Genomic DNA, 22,607 nt, shown 5'->3' on the forward strand with positions numbered 1-22,607 from the left:
AACCAGGGGGCGTTGCGGGCCTCCACGAGCGGCCCGCAGCGCCCTCTATCCATGTCCTCAGGACTCCCGTACGACGGTCCCGAAGCGGATGTCGTACGAGGACCCGGGGTGCATGACGGCCAGCATCCGCACTCCTTCTGCGGTGACCTCGTCCCGCTGTGCCTCGGTGAGCGTGCCGAAGGGCTCGACGACCAGCGCGTCCTCCTCCAGCTTCCAGACCCCGGCGAGGAAACCGTCGACGAGGAGGGTGCTGTACGCCATGTTCCCGACCCAGCTGCGCCCCCAGTACTCGGGCGGGATCACGCGGGTGCGGTCGGCGTGGGAGAGCAGGAGGTTGTCGAACTCGGGGAGGAAGCGGGGCGGGGCCGGGGTGTCGGCGGCGGGGCGGGGCGCGTCGGGGAGGTCGAAGAGCTCGACGCCGTTCTCGTCACGGAAGGTGACCAGCTGCGGGCGCAGACGCTCGAAGGCGTCGCGCAGACGGGTCAGTCCGGCCCAGGTCTGCATGTCCTTGACGGAGGCGGGGCCGAACGCGGCGAGGTAGCGCAGCACGGTCGCGTCCGGTGCCGGGGCCGGTTCGGCGGGGCGGCCCAGCCAGTGCTCGGCGGTGGTGAGGGCGACCTGTCCGCTCTTTCCCCACAGTCCGCGCGGGGTGACCTGGACGAGCGGGAGACGGCAGCGGGCGGCGATCCCGAGGGCCTGCGGGTCGGCGTCCGGCCACTCGGCGAGGAGTTCCTCGCGCAGCTGCTTCATGGTGCGGGGCTCGGCCTCGACGAGGTCGCGGGCGAGGACGGCGAGGCGGTCGAGGTCGACGCCCTGGAGCCCCTTGCGGAACTGCGTGAGTTCGCGGTCACGGGCGGCCTGCACCAGCGGGCGCAGGGTGAGGGTGTCGTCGGCGGTGTGGGTGTGGATGGTGGAGCGCATGGTGACGATGCGGACGACCTCGCGGTCGGCCATCAGGGCGGACAGCTCCTCGGGGGCGAAGCCGTCGAGACGGGCCGCGAGCGCGTAGTAGGGGGGTTTGACGTTCTGGGCCTGGAGGCCGAGCAGATGCTCGACGGCCGCCTTGGCGGGCAGATCCGCGCGGCGCAGCAGCAGCTGCCGGTCGAGGGTCGCGCGGTTGAGGGCGCGGGTGTCGAGCACGGGGGCCGTCGTCTTCGTCATGGGGAACACGCTACTGAGGCTTGCGGACACCTTCTGTCCGCAAGCCTCACCGTTTCCCGCCCCGCAGGGACACGCCGATGCCGTATGCCCCGTATATCCTGCCCGTGATCACACAGCCGTCGGCTCGATCCGGGAGGCAGCCGCGATGCCCGAGCGACGCAGCAGTCCGACGTCGAAGAGCCGGGGGAGGTCCGCCTGGCGCCGTGCCCTGACCTCGCCACCCCCGCCGGAGCAGCCGCCCGCGCGGCGGGCCGAGGCGACAAAGACGGAACCCGAGCAGGCGAGCATCGTCCAGGCGGCCCTGTACCGGGACGGTGTCCGGGTCTCCTCCCCCGCGACCCTCGCCGACACCTTCCGTGAGCTGCGCGAGCAGCCCTCGGGCATGGCGTGGATCGGTCTGGCCCGCCCCACCGAGACCGAACTCCTCTCCCTGGCCGCCGAGTTCGACCTTCACCCGCTGTCGGTCGAGGACGCGCTGGAGGCCCATCAGCGACCCAAGCTGGAGCGCTACGGCGACACACTCTTCGTCGTCCTGCGAGCGGCCCGCTATCTGGACGCCTCGGAGGAGGTCGACTTCGGCGAGCTGCATGTCTTCCTCGGTCCCGACTTCGTCATCACGGTCCGGCACGGCGCGGCACCCGACCTGTCGGCGGTGCGCCGCCGTATGGAGGAGACACCGGAACTGCTGAGGCTGGGCCCGGAGGCGGTCCTGTACGCCATCCTCGACGCGGTGGTGGACGGCTATCTACCGGTCGTGTCGGGGGTCCAGAACGACGTCGACGAGATCGAGACGGAGGTCTTCCGCGGGGACCCGGAAGTCTCCCGCCGTATCTACGAACTCTCCCGCGAAATGGTCGAGTTCCAGCGCGCCACCCGCCCCCTGGTCGGCATGCTGCACGGTCTGATGGCCGGCTTCTCCAAGTACGGCACCGACGACGAGCTCCAGCGCTACCTCCGCGACGTCGCCGACCACGTCACCCACACCAGCGAACGCGTCGACGGCTTCCGCCTGGCCCTCACCGAGATCCTCACCGTGAACGCGACGCTGGTCACCCAGCAGCAGAACGCGGAGATGCGGGCGCTGGCGGAGGCGGGGTTCGAGCAGAACGAGGAGATCAAGAAGATCTCGTCGTGGGCGGCGATTCTCTTTGCTCCAACACTGGTCGGAACTATTTACGGCATGAACTTCGAGGACATGCCCGAGTTGGGCTGGAGCTTCGGATACCCCTTGGCGATCGGCCTGATGGGGGTGGTCTGCGTCAGTTTGTACTTGATTTTCAAGCGACGGGACTGGCTCTGAGTCCCTCTTGCCGAGCTCAGTTCTTGTGCGGCCTTTGCTCTTGAGACCGGTCACGGGCCGGGCCGGAATCGGCTCTGGGGAGTCCCTGGGAAGAAGTGATGCGGGTGCTCCCCGCCAAGCCTGTCATCGGGCGCCGCTGATCCTGCTGCACGCGCTGGGCGATAACGCCACGCACTGGACCGAGGTGGCCGAAGCCTTCGCCGGGCACTGGCGGGTCTACGCCCTGGACCTGCGTGGCCACGGTGGCAGCGACCGTCCTGGTGCCTACTCGTTCGCCGCCATGAGAGACGATGTGCTGGGGTTCATGGATGCGATGGGCCTTGGGCGGGTGAGCCTCGTCGGTCACTCGATGGGTGGGACCGTTGCCTACCTGATCGCCGAGGAGATTCCCGGGAGGATCGAGCGGCTGGTCCTGGAAGACGTACCGCCGCCCTTCCCGCGGAAACCGTCCTTCTCCCCTGTCGCCCCCGACGCTCCCACCGACTTCGACTGGGCGGCTGTCTCGCCCATCCGGGCCGAGGTGGACAGCCCTGACCCCAGATGGCTGGCGCGCCTCGGCGACATCACGGCGCCAACCCTGATCGTCGGCGGGGGTCCGGGCAGCCACGTCCCCCAGGAACTGCTCGCCACGATGGGGAGCCTCATCCCGGACTGCCAGAACGTCACCATCCCGGCGGGCCACTATGTGCACGCTTCCAGCCCCGCCGAGTTCACGGACGTGGTCGTGCGGTTTCTGCGTGCCGCGGACGCCACCGGACCGACCGGCGCCGACGACAACTGCACGCCGACCCCCGGCACACGGCAGCACGCACGGGGTCGGCGTGGAGGCAGCCGCCTCGGCGACCATCCTGCCGATCCGGCATGTTCTGCTCCGGCCCGCGCAGCGGATCAGGCAGTCGCCAGCTTCTGGATGCGCGGGTGGCGCTCCAGAGCCCACCGCACGGTCTTCGCCGGGCGTCCGAGCAGGGTTTCCAGCTCGTCGGTCTTGCCGCCGTATCCTCCGCGGCCGATGATCCGGTTCAGGGTCTTCAGGTGCTCCGCGATGTGCGGGTACGCGGACATGTGGGTGTCCACGTAGGTCTCGTTCCAGGTTTCGATGTCTTCGGGAACATACGTGACCGGGCTTCCCAGCACGGCCGCGAAGTCCTCCGCGAACCCGTGCCCGTCCTTCATTTCCGGACCGGTGAGCGCGTAGGACTTCGAGATGTGCGGCGCCGGATCGGCCAGGATCTTCGCGCACAGTTCCGCGACGTCGTAACCGGCGATGGGTGCGAACCGGTGGTCGCCGAAGGGCAGGCGCAGCTCACCGTCGGCCAGTGAGCCGAGGGCCAGCCAGGTCATGATGGGGTTCTCGACGAAGAAGGCCGCCTGGATGTTGACGGTCGGGACGCCGGACCACTCCAGCACCTGCTCGGCGACCCAGTGGGCCCGCTGCTGCGGCGACCAGTTGGCGACGAGTCCGCCGAGCTTCGCGAGCCGCTCCTCCTCCGGCGCGGTCATGTCGTCGAAGGTCATGAACGACTGCTCGTACTCGGAGATGTTGACGAACACCTCGATGTCGCCCTGGGCCCGCGCCGCGGCGGCCATCAGGCTGACGGCGTCGGTGTAGTACGGCGACAGGCCCATGCTGAAGTAGATGCGCCGGACGCCCTTCAGCGCGGCGGTCACGTCGGCGATGGTGAGCAGGTCGCCGACGAAGACCTCCGCCCCGGCCTGGCGGAGCGACTGGGCGCGTTCGTCATCCTGCCGTACGAACGCACGCGCGGGGTGCCCTTGTTCGATCAGCATGTCGACCATCGTCCGGCTCACACCACCGATCTCGCCTGCGGCACCGGTGATCAGGATGGGGTTGCGCTCTGTCATCAAGGTTCCCTCTGTCTGGTGGGGGTGGGGCGGCTGTCCAGAAAGCCCAGGCAGCGCCTGGACGTCAGCCGGCGAGCTGGTTCATCTTGCGGATCTGCTTGTCGAAGACCCCGGCGGGGGCGAGGCGGCGCAGTACGCGTGCGCGTCCGGCCAGGGGGCCGGCGGTGTAGCGCGGCTTCGGCTTCGTGTCGGTCGCTGCCGCGAGGATCGCCTTGGCGACGACGGCGGGGGCGTCGCCGCCTCTGACCGCGTCCGCCATCACGCGGTCGACGGTCTGCCGCTGCTTCGCGTAGGCGTGCAGGGGGGTGTCGGGCTTCGCGCTGTTGGTCTCGAACCCGGTCCTGGTGTAGGCGGGTTGGACGATGAGCGCCCGGACGCCGTGGTCACGGACCTCGTGGTCCAGGGACTCGGTGTAGCCCTCGATCGCGTGCTTGGAGGCGGCGTAGGCGGCCATGTAGGGCTGGGGCATGAATCCGAGGACGGACGAGATGTTGATGATGCGTCCGCGTCGCTGCGCGCGCATGTGCGGCAGGACCTCGTTCACCATGCGCATGACCCCGAAGACGTTGGTGTCGAAGACGGCCTGGGCCTGCTCGAGGGAGGTTTCCTCCGCCGCGCCCAATGAGCCCACGCCGGCGTTGTTGACCAGGACGTCGATCCGCCCGAACCGCTCGCTCACCTCCTGGACCGCTGCCGTGACCGAGGCGTCGTCGGCCACGTCGAGGTCGACGAACGTCACACCGTCGAGCGGGGTCACGCGTGAGGTGTCCCGGCTTGTGCCGACCACCTCGAAACCCGCCGCGACCAGCGCGAGCGCGGTTTCCTTTCCGATACCGGATGACGCACCCGTCACGAGTGCTACCGGACGATCTGTCGTCATCATGACTCCTGCACTCCCTGGAAACCGTTCGGTTTCCATCACTGTAAACCGATCGGTTTCCACATGCAAGCCAGAGCAGGGAGCTGGACCAAATGGGCAGCATCAGTGCGCAGGAGAGGCGCGAGGTGTCGTTCGCGCGGCGATCGCCAGACAGGTCGGCATCACGCAAGGCTTTCGAGAGCGCGGACGACGGGGCGGAAGGCGGCGACCCGATCGGCGAGGTCGTCCGGGCCGACGGGATGCGGATCCGGGAGACCGTGCACGTGCCACTGGGCATTTACGCCGACCTGACCGCAGGCTTACTCGCCTGCGGTCTGCCCGGCAACACCCTTGCGGCCATGGGACTCCCCGCGAACGCCGTACGGCAATAGAGCGTCCCGGAGGGGCGATGCGTCAGCGCACGCCCGCCGCGTCGAGCAGGGTGATCACCGTGGGCCCGATGAGACCCGTCAGCTTGTCCGCTCCGATGCCCGCGCGGGCGCTGCCCCCGTCGAAGACCAGGCTGAGCTGCCGGGCCAGCAGACCGGGATCACTCGCCCCGCCCCGCTCGGACTCGGCACGGAAGAAGGCGGTCAGGTTCTCCTTGACCGCACGGGCGACCCGGCTCGCGGGATGGCTCCGGTCCTTGAGCTCGATCTGCGCGGCCAGGAAGGGGCAGCCGAAGAACTCGGGCGCGCTCGCCTGCGATTCGACCTGCTCGAAGACATGCAGGAGCCGCTCCCGGGGTGAGCGGTCGTCGTCCGCCGCGGGCAGGAGTGTCGACACGTAGGCGGAAGTGCGCCGCTCCAGACTCGCCGCGAGCAGTTCGTCCTTGCTCTCGAACAGCTGGTACATGGAGCGCTTGGACACTCCCGCCGCCTTGCACAGCGCCTCGACGCCGATACCGACGCCGTCGCGGTAGGTGAGTGTGGCCGCCGCCTCCAGCAGCCGCTCCCTGGGGCTTTGTTTCACTTCGGTGGTCATACCGCGAGGTTAACTCAAGGGGAAGCAAAAGAAAACCGATCGGTTTCTGAAGTGGCGTCCGCGTGGCGGCTCGGCGACAGTCCGGGGAAAGACCGTCGCCGAGCCCTGATGGTGTGCGCGCCTGTCGTCCCCGGCAGGGCGACACACACCGGGGCCACTCCGAGTAATGGCCCCGTCCTGGGTGATGTGGGGACGCCCTCCGCTATGCCGGGGCCGCCGTCTTCTCGGGCGTCGTCTCCGCCGGGAGGCGGTGCAGCCCCTTGCGGTCGTACCACCCCAGGACGCCGAAGCCGAACAGTGCCGCGGCCACGAGGCCGGCCGCCATCATGAGCCAGCCCCGGGTCAGTCCCGCGTCACCCTGGGCGTCGTAGTAGAGGATCGAGCGGATGCCACCGGTGATCTGCCGCAGCGGCTCGAACTCCGCGAGGAAGCGGTAGAAGCCGGGCAGCGCCTCGATGGGGGTGGTGGCCCCGGACGTCGGCACCGCCATCCCGATGAAGACCAGCGTCACCACCAGCATGCCGGGTGTGCCGAAGACCGCGAGGAGGCTGAGCGCGCCGATCCCGGCGACCGCGATGGCACACACCGAGTACAGCCACAGCAGTGGCAGATGCGAGGCGTCCATGCCCATGATGCCCACCGCGCCGGCCATGACCAGGGTGCCCATCAGCAGGGACAGTCCGGCCATGAGGGTGCTGCTGATGGCGAGGGTCTGCACCCGGGTCGCCCGGATCAGGGGGCGGTGCAGGCGCAGGGGGCCCATGTCGTTGTGGGTGTAGCCGAGGGCGTGGTCGACCTGGCCGCTCATGACGTTGGCGGAGAGCATGCCGACGACCACGAGGGTGAGGGCGTAGTAGAACGCCGTCAGGCCCAGGCCGCTGTGCGAGTCGAGCGGATGGCCGTCCTCGACGGTGACGGCGGCCGGGTCGGCGAGCAGGACACGTGCCGCGACGGGCAGCTTCTCCTGCTGGGCGCCGGCCTGCGCGGTCAGCTCCTTGCCCACCTGGAGCGAGGCGCTCTCGGCCGCCTGCGTCGTCGCCGTCCGGGCCAGACCGGAGCCCAGACTGCCGGCGGACTGATTGGTGAGCACCGTCAGCGTCGGACGGGCCGGGGTCCCGGTGGTCGCGGCGCCGGTCAGCGCGGTGGCGGAGGAGGTGAAGTCGGCGGGGACGACGAGCGCGCCGTACAGCTTGCCCTTACCCAGTTCCTCCTTCATCTCCTTCTCGTCCATCACCTTCCAGTCGATCTTGTCCCCGCCCGCGGTGGACTTCTTGATCGACTCGGTGATCCGCGCCCCCAGGTTGACCTGGCCCACTCCTTCGTCCGCGTTGACCAGGCCGACGGGCAGCTTGGTGGCATGTCCGGCCGGATCGATGTTGGCGCCGACGTAGAACACGGCGAACAGCAGCGCGAGTACGCCCGTGATGACGCCGTTGGCTATCCACAGAGGTCTGGCGCGCAGGACACGGAAGGGGTGAATGCCACTCATGACGTACGTCGCTCTCGCTCGGTGGATGCTGAACGCTTCGCCGGTGGCTTCCAGCCGCCGGTGACTTCCTTGACGGGCTTGTGGGGGAACCGGCGCCGGGCGTACTCCTGCGCGTGCGAGCCCGGCAGGACGTAGAGGGTTTCCTGCTTGTCCTGGAGCGGGCGCAGCACGGTGTCCATGAACGACTTGCGGTCGTCCAGGTACGGGCCGAGGACGTCCTCGCCGGCGGGGCAGACGGCAAGGCAGTAGCCGGACTTGTAGCCGGGCGGCGAGGACAGGCTCTGCCACATGGAGGCGCTCTCGGAGTCGGTGACCCGCGAGCGGTAGTCGGCGGCGTCCTCGCTGTCGGCCACGGTCTGCGCCCAGTCGGTGAACCCGCTCATGAACTCGCGGTAGTTGTGCGTGGTGCAGGCCAGCCCGTCGAAGTCGCCGTCCTTGGTGATGGCGCCGACCGGGCAGGCGGCGACGCACAACTTGCAGTCGATGCAGGGGTTGTAGTCCAGCGGCTGCCCGTACTCGCTCACCTCCGCGTCCACCAGCACGGTGACCAGCAGGACGAAGCTGCCGAACTTCGGGTGGATGACGTTGCGGTGCAGACCCATCACGCCGAGCCCGGCGGCCACCGCGACCGTCTTGTGCGCCACCACCCAGATCCGCTCGCGGGGGAACCGGTCCATCTCCTGGGGGAAGCCGACGGACGGATTGAGCGCGCGGTACCCGGCGTCCTGAAGCGCCTGGGTGACGCTGCGCGCGGCGTGGTTGGCCTGCTCGTCGGTCTGGTGGAACTCCTGGTTGGCCACGCTGCGGGCCGGGGAGCGGCAGTTGTCGCGGTTCATCCGGACCGCCATCGCGATCAGGCTGCGGGTGCCGGGCAGCGCCGACTGCGCGTACTCGCGCTCGCCGGCCAGGTCTGGGTGGTCCAGACTCACCGCGGCGACGTCGTCCGCGCCGGCCGCCAGGCACAGCTCGCGCAGCCAGGCCGCGTCGATCACCGCCGGTGGGCGGGCCACCTCACCGGCTTCGCGCCGGGCGAGTACGGCCCGCACCGACGGGTGGGCGGCCAGCTTCGCCGGAAGCCTGGGAGCCGGGGCCGTCGGTTGCCCCTCGGCGTCGCGCGCGGCAGTCATCCGTGCTCCTCGTGGCTCGGGTCCGGAACTCGCCTACCTGCACCGCGAGAAACCGTTCAGTTTCGCCACCGTAAACTGATCGGTTTCCACATGCAAGTCCGCACCGCGGGCCCGAGTTGCAGGCCCGAGTGGCGAACCGACCCGCCCCACCCCTTCGAAGACCGCCCCTAGGACGCCGCAAGCCCCGCAACCGGCTCCTCACTGTCCCGCCATCCCGTCACCAGCGCCCGCAGCGCCCGCTCGTAGCAGTCGGCGCCCGCGAGCTGCGGCGGCTCGTTCCCGGACAGCACCAGGGAGACCAGGCCGTGGGCCATACCCCAGACCGACAGCGCGACGACCTCGGGGTCGGACGCGGAACCGAACTGCCCCGCCCGCTGTCCGCGGCGCACGGCGTCGACGAGGGGCCGGTACGGCTCGACGACCTCGAGCGGCCTGTCCCCGCCGGACGGGCATTGAGTGTCGCGGTCGGAGAAGAGGATCGCGTAGAGGTGCGGGTTGGCCACGGCGTACTCGCGATAGGCCAGCCCGATACGGATCACGTCGCCGGCCGGGTCGTCCGTCGGACGGACGGCGGCCAGGCGTTCGACGAAGAGGCGCACGGCCTCCTGGTACAGGCTGCCGAGCAGACCGGCCTTGCTGCCGAACAGCGAGTAGACCGCCGTGGTCGAGGTCTTCGCGTCCGCCGCGAGCTGCCGAAGGCTCAGCGCGGCCGTGCCGCGATCGAAAACCGTGGCGGCCGCGCGGTGCAGGAGCCGGAGCCGCAGCGATTCGTCATGCGTCTTGGGTCTGGCCATGGTGCCAGCGTATGACAACACCGTTACGAATCCGCTGTGGCAGCGGCAGATAGGTCAGTGTCCAGGCAAGGAGTCAGAACCAGGGTATAGGTAAACCGGTCGGTGTTGAGCAATAAAAACACTGTTATGGTTTCTCTCATGGACATCGGACGCACACCTGATGAGCGCTTCGACGACCTGCGCATGCACGACGTCGACGAAGGGCAGCCCGACGGACTCGTTCCCGAACTGATGGGATTCGGCCGCTCCGACAAGCCGGTCGACCGGGCCGCGTACACCTACGAGTCGCACGTGGCCTGCACCGGTGAATGGCTGGACCAGCTCGGTCTCGCGGACATCACCCTGTTCGCTGACCCGCCCGCCTCGATGCTGAGCCGTGCCTGGGCGGGGCTGTCAGCCTTCGAAAAGCCCTTCCTCACCACCTTCGCCGCGCACGAGGACATCACGCGCGCCTTCGAGCAGGTCGTCCAGGAGCACATCCCGGGCGCGAGGGACCGAAGCCGTCCGACGGTCCCCGACGCCGGTCACTTCTTGCAGCAACAACAGCCGGACCTGCTGGTCGAGGCGATCCTCAGCCTCGCCTGACAGCCGTTCTCCACGACGGCCCACCCCACCGGCGAGAGCGACGTCGCCCGGCTCGGCCGGCTTCGGCTCCCCACCCGCCGCTTCCAGAAACGGTGTCGCCCGGCAGACCGGCGACGACCCCACACCGCATGCCGGGACCCCCGCGGTCCCCCTCCGCCTCGTCCACCGGGCCGTGGGGCGGACCGCGGTCGGCGAACACCAACTGCCGCCACCAGTCGCCACCGGGGCCGGCCGGTCATCCGGTTCCGTCCCGGCGCGCTTCAACGATCCAGGAGAATCCATGTTCGAGAAATTCGGGCGTCTGCTGCACCGCAGGCGAAAGCCCCTGCTGATACTGACCGTGCTGTTCGCCGTCCTGTCCGGGGCCTACGGAGCCGGCGTCTTCGGTTCCCTGACACCGCTCGGCTTCCAGGACCCCGGCTCCGGCAGCGAGCGCGCGGCCCGGATCGCCGAGAAGGCGTTCCCGCAGCGGACGCCCGACGCGGTGATCGTCTACCGCGACGAGGACCGCACCGTCGACGACCCGTCCTTCCAGGAGGCGGTCGTCAAGCAGGTGGAGTCCCTGCCGACGGCGGACGTCACCAGCTACATGCACTACTGGCAGACCAAGATGCCGGCGCAGGTCAGCCACGACCGGCACGCCACCTACGTCGGGCTGAACTTCCACGGCAGCAGCGAGAAGGCCAAGGAGGACGCGTACAAGGCGGTCATGGACCAGATTCCGGCACCCGGCCTTCAGACCCTGCAGGGCGGAACGGTGCCCACCGGCCATCAGGCCGGCGAGAAGATCGAACACGATCTGAGAATCGCGGAGATCATCTCGGCACCCGTGCTGTTCCTGCTCCTGCTGGTCGTGTTCGGCGGTATGGCCGCGGCCTTCCTCCCGCTGATCGTCGGCGTGCTCTCCATCATCGGGTCGATGGCCGTCCTGCGGACCATCGCGAACATCACCGACGTGTCCGTCTTCTCCATGAGCCTGGTCACGATCCTGGGTCTCGCGGTCGCCATCGACTACGGCCTGCTGATCGTGAGCCGCTACCGCGAGGAACTGGACCGCGGCTACACCGGCGAAGCGGCGATCGGGCGCACGGTCGCCACGGCAGGGCGCACGGTGATGATCTCCGGCACCACGGTCGCGGTGGCGCTGGCCGGCCTGTCCCTCTTCCCGTCGACGTTCCTGAAGTCGATGTCGTACGGCGGTGTGGCCGCGGTCGTGCTGGCGGTGCTCTTCTCGCTGGTCGCGCTGCCCGCGGTGCTCGCCGTGATGGGCCCGAAGGTCAACGCCTTCTCACTGCGCCGCAAGAAGGCCGTACGGCCGACGGCGCCGGGCGAGGGTTCCTGGTACCGGTTCGGGCACGGCCTGATGCGGCGCCGGTGGGTCGTGGTGGTGGGCGCGGTCGGCCTGCTGGTGACGCTCGCCCTGCCCTTCTCCAAGATCGATTTCGGCTCCATCAACGCGCAGCAGCTGCCGAGCAGTTCCGAGGGCCGCCAGGTCTTCAACGCCATGGAGCACGACTTCGACGGTGACGCGGTGAAGTCCATCGACTCGCTGCTCGTGCTGAAGTCCGACGGGACCGCGAAGGAGCAGGGCGCGGCGCTCCAGGCGTACGCCGAGCGGCTCGGCGCCACCGAGGGCGCCACGGGCGCCCGGATCAGCGGCATCGAGGGCACCACGGCCCGGGTCTCCGTCACCTACGACGGCAATCCCATCTCGAACCACGCACGCGACCTGGTGAACCGGATCAAGGAGGTACCGGCACCGCCGGGCGCCCAGGCCTACATCGGCGGCGAGTCGGCGATCTACGACGACACCCTGGACGCACTCGGCGAGACCCTGCCGTGGATGCTGCTCTACATCGCGGTGATGACGTACATCCTGCTGTTCCTCGCGTTCGGCTCGGTGCTGCTGCCGCTGAAGGCCATCGCGATGAACATGCTGTCGCTGACCGCGACCTTCGGGGTCCTGGTCTGGATCTTCCAGGACGGGCATCTGAACGGCCTGCTCGGTTTCGATCCCACGGGCAACATCGAACCCAACATGCCGATCATGCTGTTCGCGCTGATCTTCGGGCTCTCCATGGACTACGAGGTGTTCCTGGTGTCCCGGATGCGGGAGCAGTACGACAAGCAGGGCGACAGCACGGAGGCCGTGGCGACCGGGCTCAACTCCATCGGCCGGCTGGTCGTGAGCGCCGCGGTGCTGATGTGCGTGCCGCTCGCGGCGATCGGGATGAGCGATGTGCTGACCATCAAGCTGTTCGGCGTCGGCATGGTGTTCGCGGTCCTGACGGACGTGCTGGTCGTGCGCATCCTGCTGGGAACGGCCGTCATGAGACTGCTGGGCAGGGCGGCCTGGTGGGCGCCGGCGCCACTGGCGCGCTTCTACGACCGGTTCGGCATCAAGGAGACCGACGAGCCGGACGACGACACCGCCGACAAGCCGGTCCCCGTCACCGTGGGCTGACCCCTGCGAGCGGGGTGCCGGTGACCACGGCACCCCGCCGGGGGCTCACTCCGCCGGCTGCTCCGGGGGAATCACTGCGCCGACCCCTCCCCCGGCCCGCACGCACGGCGATCATGGCGACGATGGTTCGCGTCCTCCTGGGCCAGCCGCCGCAGAAGCCTGACGACCGGCTCGAACAGCACGGTGAGGACCACCGCCCGCTCGGCGAGGGCGATGCGGTCCTCGATGCCGTCGAGCTGCGCGAAGTCCAGGTCCGCGGTGGCGGTGGCGAGCCGTGCGTAGGGGACGAGGTCGTCCGCCGTGAACTCGGAACCGAGGCGGCTCAGCGCCGCGAGACTCTCGGCAAGTGCCGGGCGGTGCGGTGAGACGTCGGAGATCCGCCAGCCCATGTTCCCGATGAGAGCCTCGACCCTCGCGGCGGCCCCGAAAGGGGCCGCTTCGTCGTTGGCACCCTCCAGTCGCTCGTCCTTCTTGTCCTTCGTCTCCGCGGAAGGAACGGGCAGGGCGTGGTGGACGACGCCCAGGGTCTCGAACGCGTCCAGCGGACGGTCGACGGCTTCCAGCACCTCACGGGTGCGGGCGACGGACAGCCCGCCGAGCTGGATGAGGGAACGGATCAGACGGAGCCGCTCGATGTGCTCCTCGTCGTACTCGACCGTGGTCGGGTTCAGCGCACGTCCCTCGGGGAGCAGCCCCTCCCGTCGGTAGTACTTGATGGTCGCCACCGGCACCCCGGACCGTCGGCTGAGCTCTGAAATCCTCATGCGCTCCCTCACGCTCAACTGTCCCTCCAGTATCGCGTTACCGGGGGTTGCCCACCGAGCTCGATAGTGCCACTATCAGGCACTCGATAGTGGCACTATCGAGCTCTCGCCGGTGTGCCCTCTTCGCGCACCCGGCCCCTCACCCTCGTACGCCCTGACAACGGAGGACACCTATGTCCCAGCGAATCGGCAAGACCCACTGGAAGCGTTTCGCCATGGGTGCGGTGCCGACCGTGGCCGCGACGGCGGTCGTCGCCGTCTCGATGGCCCAGGGTGCGCTGGCCGCTTCGTTCAGCATCTCCGGTTCCGCCTTCAAGGTCTCGGCCGGCTCCCTGAGCGGCACCGGGTTCGCCAACTACGCCACGGTGGACGTCGCCAAGAACGGCAAGCACATACCCGTCTCCGTCTCAGCCCTCGACGACGCGACGATCACCGACATGTGCCAGTCCGTGCCGGTGGACATTCCCGTGCTCGGGACCTACACGATGACGCTCAAGGCCGGCGGGTCGGGGACACCGGTCAAGGCCAAGAACCTGTTCATCGACATGACCGACCTCCAGGCCAAGAAGGGCACCTTCAACAACGTCGACATCGGCGTCGCCACCGGCTCCATCACCAAGGGGCACGTGAACCCCAAGGACCGTGTCGATCCCGACAACTACGCCCAGCAGGCGGACTCGATCGAGATCCTCGAGGCCCACCAGAGGGTCTGGGCCACCTCCGCCGGGACGTTCGAACTGTCGGGCCTGCACATGAACATCGCGGCCGGCCGCCACGACTGCTTCTGACCCTCGCTCCCCTTCCTCCCCCACCCGTTCACGATCCGGGAGCTTCCCCATGACGAGTGCCGGCGCATCCGCGCACCCCCACAGTGACAGCGGCTTCGCCAGCGCTCGCCAGGCTTTCCGGGCCTGGCGGCGCACCCGCCCCTTCTGGGCGGGTCTGCTGGTGCTCCTCGCTGCCGCGCCGATCATCTACTTCCCCTACTTCAATGTCCCCCTGGGCGCCCTGTCCGTGGCGATGTCCACCACCGCGGGGGCGGGCTCGCTGATCATCGGCCTGACACTGATCGTCCTCGGCGGACTCCTCTGGTTCCAGCCGATCATCAGGTTCTTCGCCGGATGCGTCGCCGTCTTCCTCGGCGTGCTGTCGCTTCCCCTCTCGAACTTCGGCGGATTCTTCGCCGGCACCCTGCTGGCGGCCACGGGTGGACTCCTGGCTCTGGCGTGGGGCCCGGTGGACGCGGACCTGCCCGACGGCACGGTCGGGTCGGTCGGCTCGGAGGGAGAGCCGGGGAATGGCTGATCAGTCGTCCGACATCGGTGGCGAGGCCGCAGAAGCCCGCGTCGCACGGCCGTCGAGGGGCCGACACGCCGTTCCTCGTACGTCCGCACTGACCCGCCTTCGCCTGCCGCTCGGGAAGGCGCTCGCACTGACCGCGTTGCCGACCGCTCTCGTCCTCGGGAGTCAGCGTCCGCCCGCCGTCGACACGAGCGCCACCACAGCGCTGTCCGCTCCCGAAGAGGCGGCGGACCGCGGGGTCGACTGCGGCCGTTCCGACGCCCCTTCGGCATCCGCCGCGGCGCCGACGCCGTCCGCTGTTCCCAGCACGTCCAGTGCTCCCGGCACGCGCGGAACGCCCAGTGGGCCCACGAGCGATGAGTCCGTCACACCGTCGGAGCACACGGCCGACGAGGAAACGAGCCTCACCCCGGCTCCGACCGCATCGCCGAGCGCACCCTCCGCCACTGCGAGCGCCCCCACCGGCCTCGCGGAGCTCCTCGACCCCCTCCTCGAACCCCTCTTCGGCGGCGACACCGAGCAGCAGCAGAGTCCGGCACCCGAAGCGCCCCCCTCGGCCACCTCGGCCACTGCGACGCCGACAGCCACGAACCCCCCGGATCTGCCGCCGGCCACTCCCCACGCATCCCCCTCCCCCGGCCGACGGACCACCGACCCGTCACCTCGACCGCAGTCCACGCGGCCCACTCAGTCCGCACAGCCCACGCAGTCACCCCAGGGAACCGACCGCACCTGCGACATCAGCGATCTCGCGGCCCCCGAGGACAGGAGCGCCGGTCGATTCGCCGCCGAGTCCTGGAACATGAAGGGGAGCCATCTCGAACTGCGCGATGTCGTCTTCGGCGGTGTGGTGACCGTGGACACGGCCGCCGGGCCCAAGCGAGTCCTCAAGTTCACCTCGGCCGGCGTCACGATCCGCGACCTGAAGATGGCCGTACCCGTCGCCCCGCAGATCCAGCACATCGACGGAGCGCCCGGCTCGACGTCCACGCTGCAAGGCGACCGCATCACCATGTACGTCGAGAGCCTGACCGGCACCCTCTCCGGCGCCGAAGGGATTCCCCTGCCTCCGGTCCTCCGCCTCCATCTCACCCCCGACACCGTTCCGGAGTGGCTCTACGACACGGCCGGGAAGCTCGGCCTCAAACTCCAGCTCAGCCTGGACGACGCCGACATCGACCAGGCCGGACAGACCGGCGGAAAGCTCGTCATTCCGGGGATCCACGGCTACGGAACGACCCCCTGAAACCGCGGCCCGCGCGGCCGCTTCCCCCATGAGCTTGCGCTTGGAAACCGATCGGTTTACTGTGATGGAAACCGATCGGTTCCCGAGCGATTTCTTATGGAGGCAATCATGACCGCTCTCAAGGACGCAAACGTCTTCGTCACCGGCGGCAGCCGGGGCATCGGCAAGGCGCTGGTGGAAGAGCTGTACGGGCGCGGTGCCGCCAAGGTCTACGCCACGGCCCGCGACCCGCGCACCGTGACGCACCCCGACGCGGTCCCGGTGGCGCTGGAGGTCACCGACCCGGCCTCTGTGGCGGCGGCCGCCGCACAGGCACAGGATGTCACCGTGCTGATCAACAACGCCGGTGCGTCGGTCGGCGCCTCCTTCCTCGACTCCCCGGTCGACGACGTACGCCGGGAGTTCGAGACCAACTTCTACGGCCCGCTGCTCCTCACCCGTGCCTTCGTGCCGGTCATCGAGGGCAACGGCGGCGGCCACATCCTCAACGTGCACTCCGTGCTCTCCTGGCTGGCCCTCGGCGGCTCCTACAGCGCTTCCAAGGCCGCCCTGTGGTCGCAGTCCAACTCCCTGCGCCTGGAGCTTCAGCCGCGCGGTATCTCCGTCACCGGACTGCACGTCGCATACGTCGACACCGACCTGGCGGCGGGCGTCGACGCACCCAAGTCCGACCCCCGTGAGGTCGCCGCACTCGCCCTCGACGGCGTCGAGACGGGCGCGTACGAGGTGCTCGCCGACGACATCACCCGCCAGGTCAAGGCCGGCCTGGCCGGCGACCTGGCCGGGCTGTACGCCCAGTTGGCCAAGTAAGACAGAGACGACAGGACAGGGAGACGGCAAGATGCCCAGCCAGGAATCACGTCCCACCATTCACGTTCCGGGGACCACCACGCACACCATCGCCCCGCGCGCAGGACGTGCCGGCCGCGAGGGAACGCTGCGCTACCTCAAGGCGGGCAGCGGTGCGCCGCTGATTCTGCTGCACACCGTGCGCACCCAGGCCGAGCACTTCCGTCTCCTCATCCCGCTGATCGCGGAGCGGTACACCGTGTACGCCCTCGATCTGCCGGGGATGGGCTACTCCGAGATCGTGCCCGGTGCGTCGTACGACGAGCCGGCCATGCGGGCGGGCGTCGAGCGGCTCCTGACCGAACTCGACCTGTACGACGTGACGTTGGTCGGGGAGTCCATGGGTGCGGTGCTCGCCCTGACCACCGCGGCCGATCTCCCCGAGCGCGTCCGCCGCGTCGTCGCGGTGAACACGTACGACTTCCGCGGTGGGATCGCCCGCTCGAGCCTTCTCGCCCGTGTGGTGGTCGGCGGTGTCCTCCTGCCCGGGGTGGGCCCGGTGATCGCCGGTGTGGAGCCCAAGCCTGTGCTCAGCAAGATCCTTCAGGGCGGCCTGGGCGACAAGAGCGCGCTGCGCGAGGACTACGTGGACGAGCTGCTCCAGGTGGGCGGCCGCCCCGGCTATTCGACCGTCGCCCGCAGCGTGTACCAGGCCCTGCCCAGCCTCATCGCGGCCCGCTCGCGCTACCGCGAGGTCAAGGCCCCCATCCACCTCGTCTACGGCGAGAAGGACTGGTCCCGCCCCTCGGACCGGGAGGCCAACAAGCGGCTGCTGCCGGCCGCCGACTTCACCCAGGTGGCCAACGCCGGCCACTTCATCGCCCTTGAACGACCTGACGTGCTGGCCGACCTGTTGAACGCGGTGGCCTGACCACCAGGACCACTGGCCCAAGGAGCAGTGCATGGCAGGGATACAGATCGAGTTCGATGTTCCGGCTGAGATGCGTGACGGCACGGTGCTGCGCGCGGACGTCTACCGGCCCGACGGCGACGGACCGTGGCCGGTCCTGCTGAGCCGGCTGCCGTACGGCAAGCAGACGCCCATGATGACCAGCATGCTCGATCCGACGGCGGCCGCCCGCCGCGGTTTCATGGTCGTCCTCCAGGACACCCGCGGCCGGTTCGCCTCCGACGGCGAGTGGGATCCGTTCACGTACGAGGAGAGCGACGGCTGCGACACCGTGCGGTGGGCCGCCGCCCTTCCCGGCGCGAACGGCTCCGTCGGCATGATCGGCGGCAGCTATTTCGGCAACACGCAGTGGATGGCGGCGCTGTCCAAGCCGCCGGAGCTGAAGGCGATCGCGCCGATGGTCACGTGGTCCGATCCGGACGACGGGCTGTGGTCGCGCGGCGGCGCGATCGAGCTCGGCCTCTCCGTCCCCTGGTCCCTCCTCCAGGGCGCCGACACCCTGATGCGCCGGTACAGCACCGACCTCGACGGGCTCGTGAACGGCATCACCGGGCTCATAGGCGATTTCGACAGCCTGGCGGACGGCGGTTACGGCGAACTCCCCGCCGGCCGGTTCCCCGCGTTCGCCCGGCACGACCTGCCCGAACTCGGCTACGAACGCTCCCGCCGCGAGCCCGAGTGGGCGCGCTCGTCCCGTGTCGCGGGCCGCCACGACGAGGTCGACCTGCCCACCTTCCAGGTCGGCGGCTGGTACGACGTCTTCAGCCAGGGCACGCTCGACAACTTCACCGCCATGCGCCGGGCCGGCCGGTCCGCGACGCTGATCATGGGCCCGTGGGCCCACACCAACCTGCGGCACGTGGTCGGGGACGTCAACTTCGGCTTCGGCGCGCACTCCGACTACATGGCCATGCGCGGGCGCCTGTCGGACATGCAGCTCGACTGGTTCCAGCGCACGATCGGCGACGGCGAGGCGCTGGAGCCGGACACGGGCAAGGTGCTGCTGTTCGTCATGGGCGTCAACCAGTGGCGCGAGGAGACGCAATGGCCCCTGTCCCGGGCCGTCGACACGGACTTCCACCTGCGCGCGGACGGACGCCTCACCCCTGAGCCGCCGTCCACCGCCGAGCAGGCCGAGGAGTTCACCTACGACCCGATGGATGCGGTCCCCACCACCGGCGGCGCGCTCCTCGTGGGCAGCGGGCTCCTGATGGCCGACGAGTCCCGGCCCGGCCCGCTCGACCAGACGGTCGTGGAGGCGCGCGAGGACGTCCTGGTCTTCACCACCGAGCCGCTCACCGAGGACGTCGAGGTGACCGGTCGCGTGCGGGCGGTGCTCTTCGCCGCCACGGACGGGCCCTCGACCGACTGGGTGGCCCGTCTGTGCGACGTCGACGAGCACGGTGTCTCCCGCAACGTGACCGACGGCATCGTGCGGGTACGGGAAGCGACGCCGGGCGAGGCCGCCGAGCACGTCGTGGACCTGTGGTCGACCAGCATCGTCTTCCGGGCGGGGCACCGGATACGGGTCCAGATCACCTCCAGCAACTTCCCGCGCTGGGACCGCAATCTCAACACGGGCGAACCCGCGGAGAGCGCGACCACGGCCCGGGTGGCCCGGCAGCAGATCTTCCACGACCCCGCCCTGCCCTCCCGCATCGTCCTGCCGGTGGTTCCGCTCTGACAGGAAGCCGCGGGCGTGCCTGCCGGTCGGCCGCGCCGGTGAGAAGGCGGGGCGCGCACCACGAGAGCGCCCCGGCAGGACCATGACGTCGGCAGGCGCCGCTTCGAGGCGGCGCCTGCCGTTCTTCGACGTGGTAGATCCAGTTTCCTCACATGCGGTCGTTCACAACTTTCCCGTCCTGAAGTCCGCGCTGCTCTTGAGGACCGCGGATTCCATGGTCCAGTTCTCCGACTGGACCCTTTCCCAGAGGCTTCCCTTGCCGGATTCCCTGCCCAACCGGTCCTCCCGACGGAACCACTCCTCGGCGCTCCTGATCCTGTCGGGGTGGATTTCGTCGAGCAGCGCGTAGTCCCTGGTGATGATCCCGTGCTTCCACACATTCCAGAAGCCGGTGAAATTGTCGCGGAAGCTCATGGTGCTCTTGTCGTCGGGGTCGGCGTTGTATCCGGCTGGGTGATCGGCGATCCCCGTCAGGTCCGGATGGCTCCAATACGCATCCGGATCGGTGTCGATGTACTGCGCCGGGTGCCCGGTGACCTTCTCGAATGCCGCGGCCATGTCGGCGTAGGTCATGTGCTCGATGGCGACTTCGAGGTCCATGCCGTTGGCCCGTTCCGGGTGGTCGAAGAGCCAGCGGACATAGAATCCGCAGTCTTCCAGAGACACGTGCGGGACGGCCCCTTCGCCGAGAGGGACTCGCCACGTGACGACACCGTCCTCGATGGAGGGCGTCATGGGCGTGAGCGGTGAGATCACCATCTCGATGTAGGGACCCGAGGTGAAGACCGCCGCCCCCATCCGGTCGCTGTTCTTCTCGTTCTGGAACAGCACCCACTCGGCCATGCGGCCCTTGCCGTCATAGTGACCGGTGCGGAACCTGGAGTCGTAGCCCGACTTCTTGAGGGCGTAGTCGAGGTTTCCGTAGACGAAGAACTTGATTCCTTCTTCGATCGCGATCTCATAAGTACGGATGGCCCAGTAGGTCTCCGTCTTCTCGCCGGTGTTGAACCCGTCGATGTTGATGAACGCCCCGTCGCAGCCGCGAAATCCTTCGCGGAGTACGTCCTCATCGGCGAACGTCCCTTCGAGGATGGAGACGTTGCCGAGCGCGACGAGTTCCTGAGCCCGGGGGGAACTGGCGTCCCGGGTGAGGACCTTGACGGAGTACTTCTTGTCGGCGACAAGAGCGCGGACCACGGGTATCCCCTGGGCTCCCGTGCCGCCGATGACAAAGATGGAGGAGGTGGCATGAGCAGACATGACTGACTCCAAGTCGGAAACCGATCGGTTTTCATCATGTTACACCGATCGGTTTCCGGGCGGCGGACTTCCGGGCATCCTCACCGGCGGAAGTGGTCGCCGAGGAGCTCGTGGGCGGCGTCACAGTCACCGCGAGGGAAAGGTCACAGGCGTTCCGCTGCTCCGGCTGGAGGCTGCTGGCCTAGCATCCGACGCATGACGGTCCTGCCTGACGACGGGCTTGAGCTGGCCGGTGAGTTCCCTGACGTTCCCCACGAGCAGTGGCAGCGCCTCGTGGCGGGTGTCCTGCGCAAGTCGGGCAAGGACGTCGAGGACTCCGCGGCCGAGGAAGCCCTGTCCACCGCGCTGGAGGACGGGTTGCGCACCCGGCCTCTGTACTCCGCGCTCGATGCCGCGCCCGAGCCCGGCCTTCCCGGTTTCGCCCCCTTCGTACGCGCGGGCCGCGCCGAAGGGAACACGGTCGGCGGCTGGGACGTACGGCAGCGGCACACGGCGGCCGACGGCCCCGCGGTCCTGGCCGACCTGGAGAACGGCGTCGGCTCGCTGTGGCTGGGCGTCGGTGAGGGCACCATCCCGGTGGCGTCGCTGGGCCGCGTCCTCGACGGCGTCTACCTCGACCTGGCGCCGGTCGTCCTCGACGCCGGCACCGAAGTCGAGCCCGCCGCACGGGAGTTGCTGCGCCTGTACGAGGAGCGTGGCGTCGCCGGGGACGCGGCGCGCGGCAACCTGGGCGCCGACCCGCTCGGCCACGAGGCCCGTACCGGGCAGCGTCAGGACTTCGCGCCGGTGGCCGCTCTCGCCCGGCAGTGTGCCGAGGAGTACCCGGGGCTGCGGGCGCTGACCGTGGACGCGCTGCCGTATCACGGGGCCGGCGGTTCGGCCGCGCAGGAGCTGGGCTCCTCACTGGCGACCGGTGTCGCGTATCTGCGGCACCTCACCGAGGCCGGGCTGAGTGTCGAACAGGCCTGTGGGCAGCTGGAGTTCCGGTACGCGGCGACCGCCGACCAGTTCCTGACGATCGCCAAGCTGCGGGCCGCGCGCCGGCTGTGGGCCCGGGTCGCCGAGGCCTGCGGGGCGCCGGGCGCGGGGGCTCAGCTCCAGCACGCGGTGACCTCGCCGGTGATGATGACGCGCCGCGACCCGTGGGTGAACATGCTGCGCGCCACCATCGCCACGTTGGCCGCGGGTGCGGGCGGGGCCGAGTCGGTCACCGTGCTGCCCTTCGATGACGCGCTCGGCCTGCCGGACGCATTCGCGCGGCGCATCGCCCGCAACACCTCGACGATCCTCATCGAGGAGTCGCACCTGGCCCGGGTCATCGACCCGGCGGGCGGCTCCTGGTACGTGGAGCGGCTCACCGACGAACTCGCCCACGCGGGCTGGGAGTTCTTCCAGGAGATCGAACGACGGGGAGGCCAGTCGGCCGTGCTGCGTTCGGGACGCCTCGCCCACGTCCTCGCCGACACCTGGGAGGCACGCAGCGCCAAGCTCGCCAAGCGGCGTGAGCCCATCACCGGCGTCAGCGAGTTCCCGCACCTGGGCGAGAAGCCCGTGGTGCGCGAGCCCGCGCCCGAGCCGCCCTCCGGCGGCCTGCCCCGGGTCCGGCGCGACGAGGCGTACGAGGCGCTGCGCGCCCGCTCCGACGCCCATCTGGCCGCGACCGGCACCCGGCCCAGGATCTTCCTGGCGGCCCTGGGTCCGGCCGCCGCCCACACCGCCCGGCTCACCTTCGCGGCCAACCTCTTCCAGGCGGGCGGCATCGAGCCCGTCACCGGGGGCACGTTCGAGGACAGCGGGGCGAGCGAGGCGTGCCTCTGCTCCAGCGACGCCCTGTACGAGGAGCAGGCGCAGACCGTGGCGGCCGAGCTGACCGCCGCCGGTGCCTCGCATGTGTCCCTCGCGGGGCGGCCCGGGCAGTACGCCGGTGTCGACTCGTACGTCTTCGCGGGCTGTGACGCGGTCGCCG

Annotated in this window: 20 protein-coding genes and 1 pseudogene; 12 read left to right on the top strand and 9 right to left on the bottom strand. The window is 69.5% G+C overall.

Going from position 1 to position 22,607, the window contains the following annotated elements; all coding sequences use genetic code 11:
- Positions 1–57: 57 nt before the first annotated feature.
- Positions 58–1,161, bottom strand: a complete 1,104-nt coding sequence (locus TN53_RS32890; protein ID WP_046262421.1) for a winged helix DNA-binding domain-containing protein — start codon at positions 1,159–1,161, stop codon at positions 58–60.
- A 145-nt stretch (positions 1,162–1,306) separates the two neighbouring features.
- On the opposite strand from TN53_RS32890, the gene TN53_RS32895 reads away from it, so the two are divergent.
- Together TN53_RS32895 and TN53_RS45810 are read left to right on the top strand one after the other, a co-directional pair.
- Positions 1,307–2,461: a magnesium and cobalt transport protein CorA gene (locus tag TN53_RS32895; RefSeq protein ID WP_046262422.1), complete on the top strand. Its 1,155-nt coding sequence runs from the start codon at positions 1,307–1,309 to the stop codon at positions 2,459–2,461.
- A gap of 25 nt (positions 2,462–2,486) precedes the next feature.
- Positions 2,487–3,167: pseudogene (locus TN53_RS45810) on the top strand (alpha/beta fold hydrolase); the annotation flags it as partial.
- Positions 3,168–3,349: 182 nt separating this feature from the next.
- On the opposite strand, the gene TN53_RS32905 reads toward TN53_RS45810, so the two are convergent.
- Entirely contained in the window at positions 3,350–4,324 is a 975-nt protein-coding gene (locus tag TN53_RS32905) for an NAD(P)H-binding protein (protein ID WP_046262424.1), read from the bottom strand.
- A 64-nt stretch (positions 4,325–4,388) separates the two neighbouring features.
- Positions 4,389–5,204 carry an oxidoreductase gene (locus TN53_RS32910; RefSeq protein ID WP_199924692.1) on the bottom strand — a complete coding sequence of 272 codons (816 nt, stop codon included), beginning with the start codon at positions 5,202–5,204 and terminating at the stop codon, positions 4,389–4,391.
- A gap of 92 nt (positions 5,205–5,296) precedes the next feature.
- Between TN53_RS32910 and TN53_RS32915 the strand changes: the two genes are divergently transcribed.
- A complete protein-coding gene (locus TN53_RS32915) occupies positions 5,297–5,575 on the top strand; it encodes a hypothetical protein (protein ID WP_046262426.1) in 279 nt (92 codons plus the stop codon).
- 22 nt (positions 5,576–5,597) lie between these two features.
- Here TN53_RS32915 and TN53_RS32920 read toward each other — a convergent pair whose 3' ends face one another.
- From TN53_RS32920 to TN53_RS32935, 4 genes are all read right to left on the bottom strand, one after another.
- Positions 5,598–6,167 (bottom strand): TetR/AcrR family transcriptional regulator, encoded by a 570-nt coding sequence (locus TN53_RS32920; RefSeq protein ID WP_046262427.1) that lies wholly within the window; start codon positions 6,165–6,167, stop codon positions 5,598–5,600.
- Positions 6,168–6,369: 202 nt separating this feature from the next.
- On the bottom strand, positions 6,370–7,656 hold the full coding sequence (locus tag TN53_RS32925; protein WP_046262428.1) for an SNG1 family protein: 1,287 nt from the start codon (positions 7,654–7,656) through the stop codon (positions 6,370–6,372).
- Entirely contained in the window at positions 7,653–8,783 is a 1,131-nt protein-coding gene (locus TN53_RS32930) for a 4Fe-4S binding protein (protein WP_046262429.1), read from the bottom strand. The genes TN53_RS32925 and TN53_RS32930 overlap by 4 nt, the downstream gene beginning before the upstream one ends.
- Before the next feature lie 167 nt (positions 8,784–8,950).
- Complete coding sequence (locus tag TN53_RS32935) at positions 8,951–9,577, bottom strand: TetR/AcrR family transcriptional regulator (protein WP_046262430.1); 627 nt, start codon at positions 9,575–9,577, stop codon at positions 8,951–8,953.
- Between the two features lie 138 nt (positions 9,578–9,715).
- Between TN53_RS32935 and TN53_RS32940 the strand changes: the two genes are divergently transcribed.
- Both TN53_RS32940 and TN53_RS32945 read left to right on the top strand, forming a co-directional pair.
- Complete coding sequence (locus tag TN53_RS32940) at positions 9,716–10,162, top strand: hypothetical protein (RefSeq protein WP_046262431.1); 447 nt, start codon at positions 9,716–9,718, stop codon at positions 10,160–10,162.
- A gap of 280 nt (positions 10,163–10,442) precedes the next feature.
- Positions 10,443–12,626 (top strand): MMPL family transporter, encoded by a 2,184-nt coding sequence (locus TN53_RS32945; protein ID WP_046262432.1) that lies wholly within the window; start codon positions 10,443–10,445, stop codon positions 12,624–12,626.
- Between the two features lie 71 nt (positions 12,627–12,697).
- On the opposite strand, the gene TN53_RS32950 is transcribed toward TN53_RS32945, so the two are convergent.
- On the bottom strand, positions 12,698–13,390 hold the full coding sequence (locus TN53_RS32950; protein ID WP_046262433.1) for a MerR family transcriptional regulator: 693 nt from the start codon (positions 13,388–13,390) through the stop codon (positions 12,698–12,700).
- 173 nt (positions 13,391–13,563) lie between these two features.
- Between TN53_RS32950 and TN53_RS32955 the strand changes: the two genes are divergently transcribed.
- The 6 genes from TN53_RS32955 (at position 13,564) to TN53_RS32980 (ending at position 19,381) form a co-directional block, all read left to right on the top strand.
- The gene (locus TN53_RS32955) at positions 13,564–14,178 is read left to right on the top strand and encodes a DUF6230 family protein (RefSeq protein WP_046262434.1); all 615 of its coding nucleotides are present in this window, start codon (positions 13,564–13,566) and stop codon (positions 14,176–14,178) included.
- A gap of 49 nt (positions 14,179–14,227) precedes the next feature.
- Positions 14,228–14,695 carry a DUF6114 domain-containing protein gene (locus tag TN53_RS32960; RefSeq protein ID WP_046262435.1) on the top strand — a complete coding sequence of 156 codons (468 nt, stop codon included), beginning with the start codon at positions 14,228–14,230 and terminating at the stop codon, positions 14,693–14,695.
- A complete protein-coding gene (locus tag TN53_RS47525) occupies positions 14,688–15,938 on the top strand; it encodes a hypothetical protein (RefSeq protein ID WP_159038227.1) in 1,251 nt (416 codons plus the stop codon). Before TN53_RS32960 ends, TN53_RS47525 begins: the two co-directional genes overlap by 8 nt.
- Positions 15,939–16,046: 108 nt before the next feature.
- The gene (locus tag TN53_RS32970) at positions 16,047–16,748 is read left to right on the top strand and encodes an SDR family oxidoreductase (RefSeq protein ID WP_046262437.1); all 702 of its coding nucleotides are present in this window, start codon (positions 16,047–16,049) and stop codon (positions 16,746–16,748) included.
- Positions 16,749–16,779: 31 nt separating this feature from the next.
- Positions 16,780–17,658, top strand: a complete 879-nt coding sequence (locus TN53_RS32975; RefSeq protein ID WP_046262438.1) for an alpha/beta fold hydrolase — start codon at positions 16,780–16,782, stop codon at positions 17,656–17,658.
- 31 nt (positions 17,659–17,689) lie between these two features.
- The gene (locus tag TN53_RS32980) at positions 17,690–19,381 is read left to right on the top strand and encodes a CocE/NonD family hydrolase (RefSeq protein ID WP_046262439.1); all 1,692 of its coding nucleotides are present in this window, start codon (positions 17,690–17,692) and stop codon (positions 19,379–19,381) included.
- 162 nt (positions 19,382–19,543) lie between these two features.
- On the opposite strand, the gene TN53_RS32985 is transcribed toward TN53_RS32980, so the two are convergent.
- A complete protein-coding gene (locus tag TN53_RS32985) occupies positions 19,544–20,641 on the bottom strand; it encodes an NmrA family NAD(P)-binding protein (RefSeq protein WP_046262440.1) in 1,098 nt (365 codons plus the stop codon).
- A 195-nt stretch (positions 20,642–20,836) separates the two neighbouring features.
- Here TN53_RS32985 and TN53_RS32990 point away from each other — a divergent pair.
- Positions 20,837–22,607: methylmalonyl-CoA mutase family protein (locus tag TN53_RS32990; RefSeq protein ID WP_046262441.1), on the top strand; the 1,771-nt coding region annotated here is incomplete at its 3' end.

Origin of the sequence: Streptomyces sp. WM6386 (assembly GCF_000972385.1) — a bacterium.
Lineage (GTDB): Bacteria > Actinomycetota > Actinomycetes > Streptomycetales > Streptomycetaceae > Streptomyces.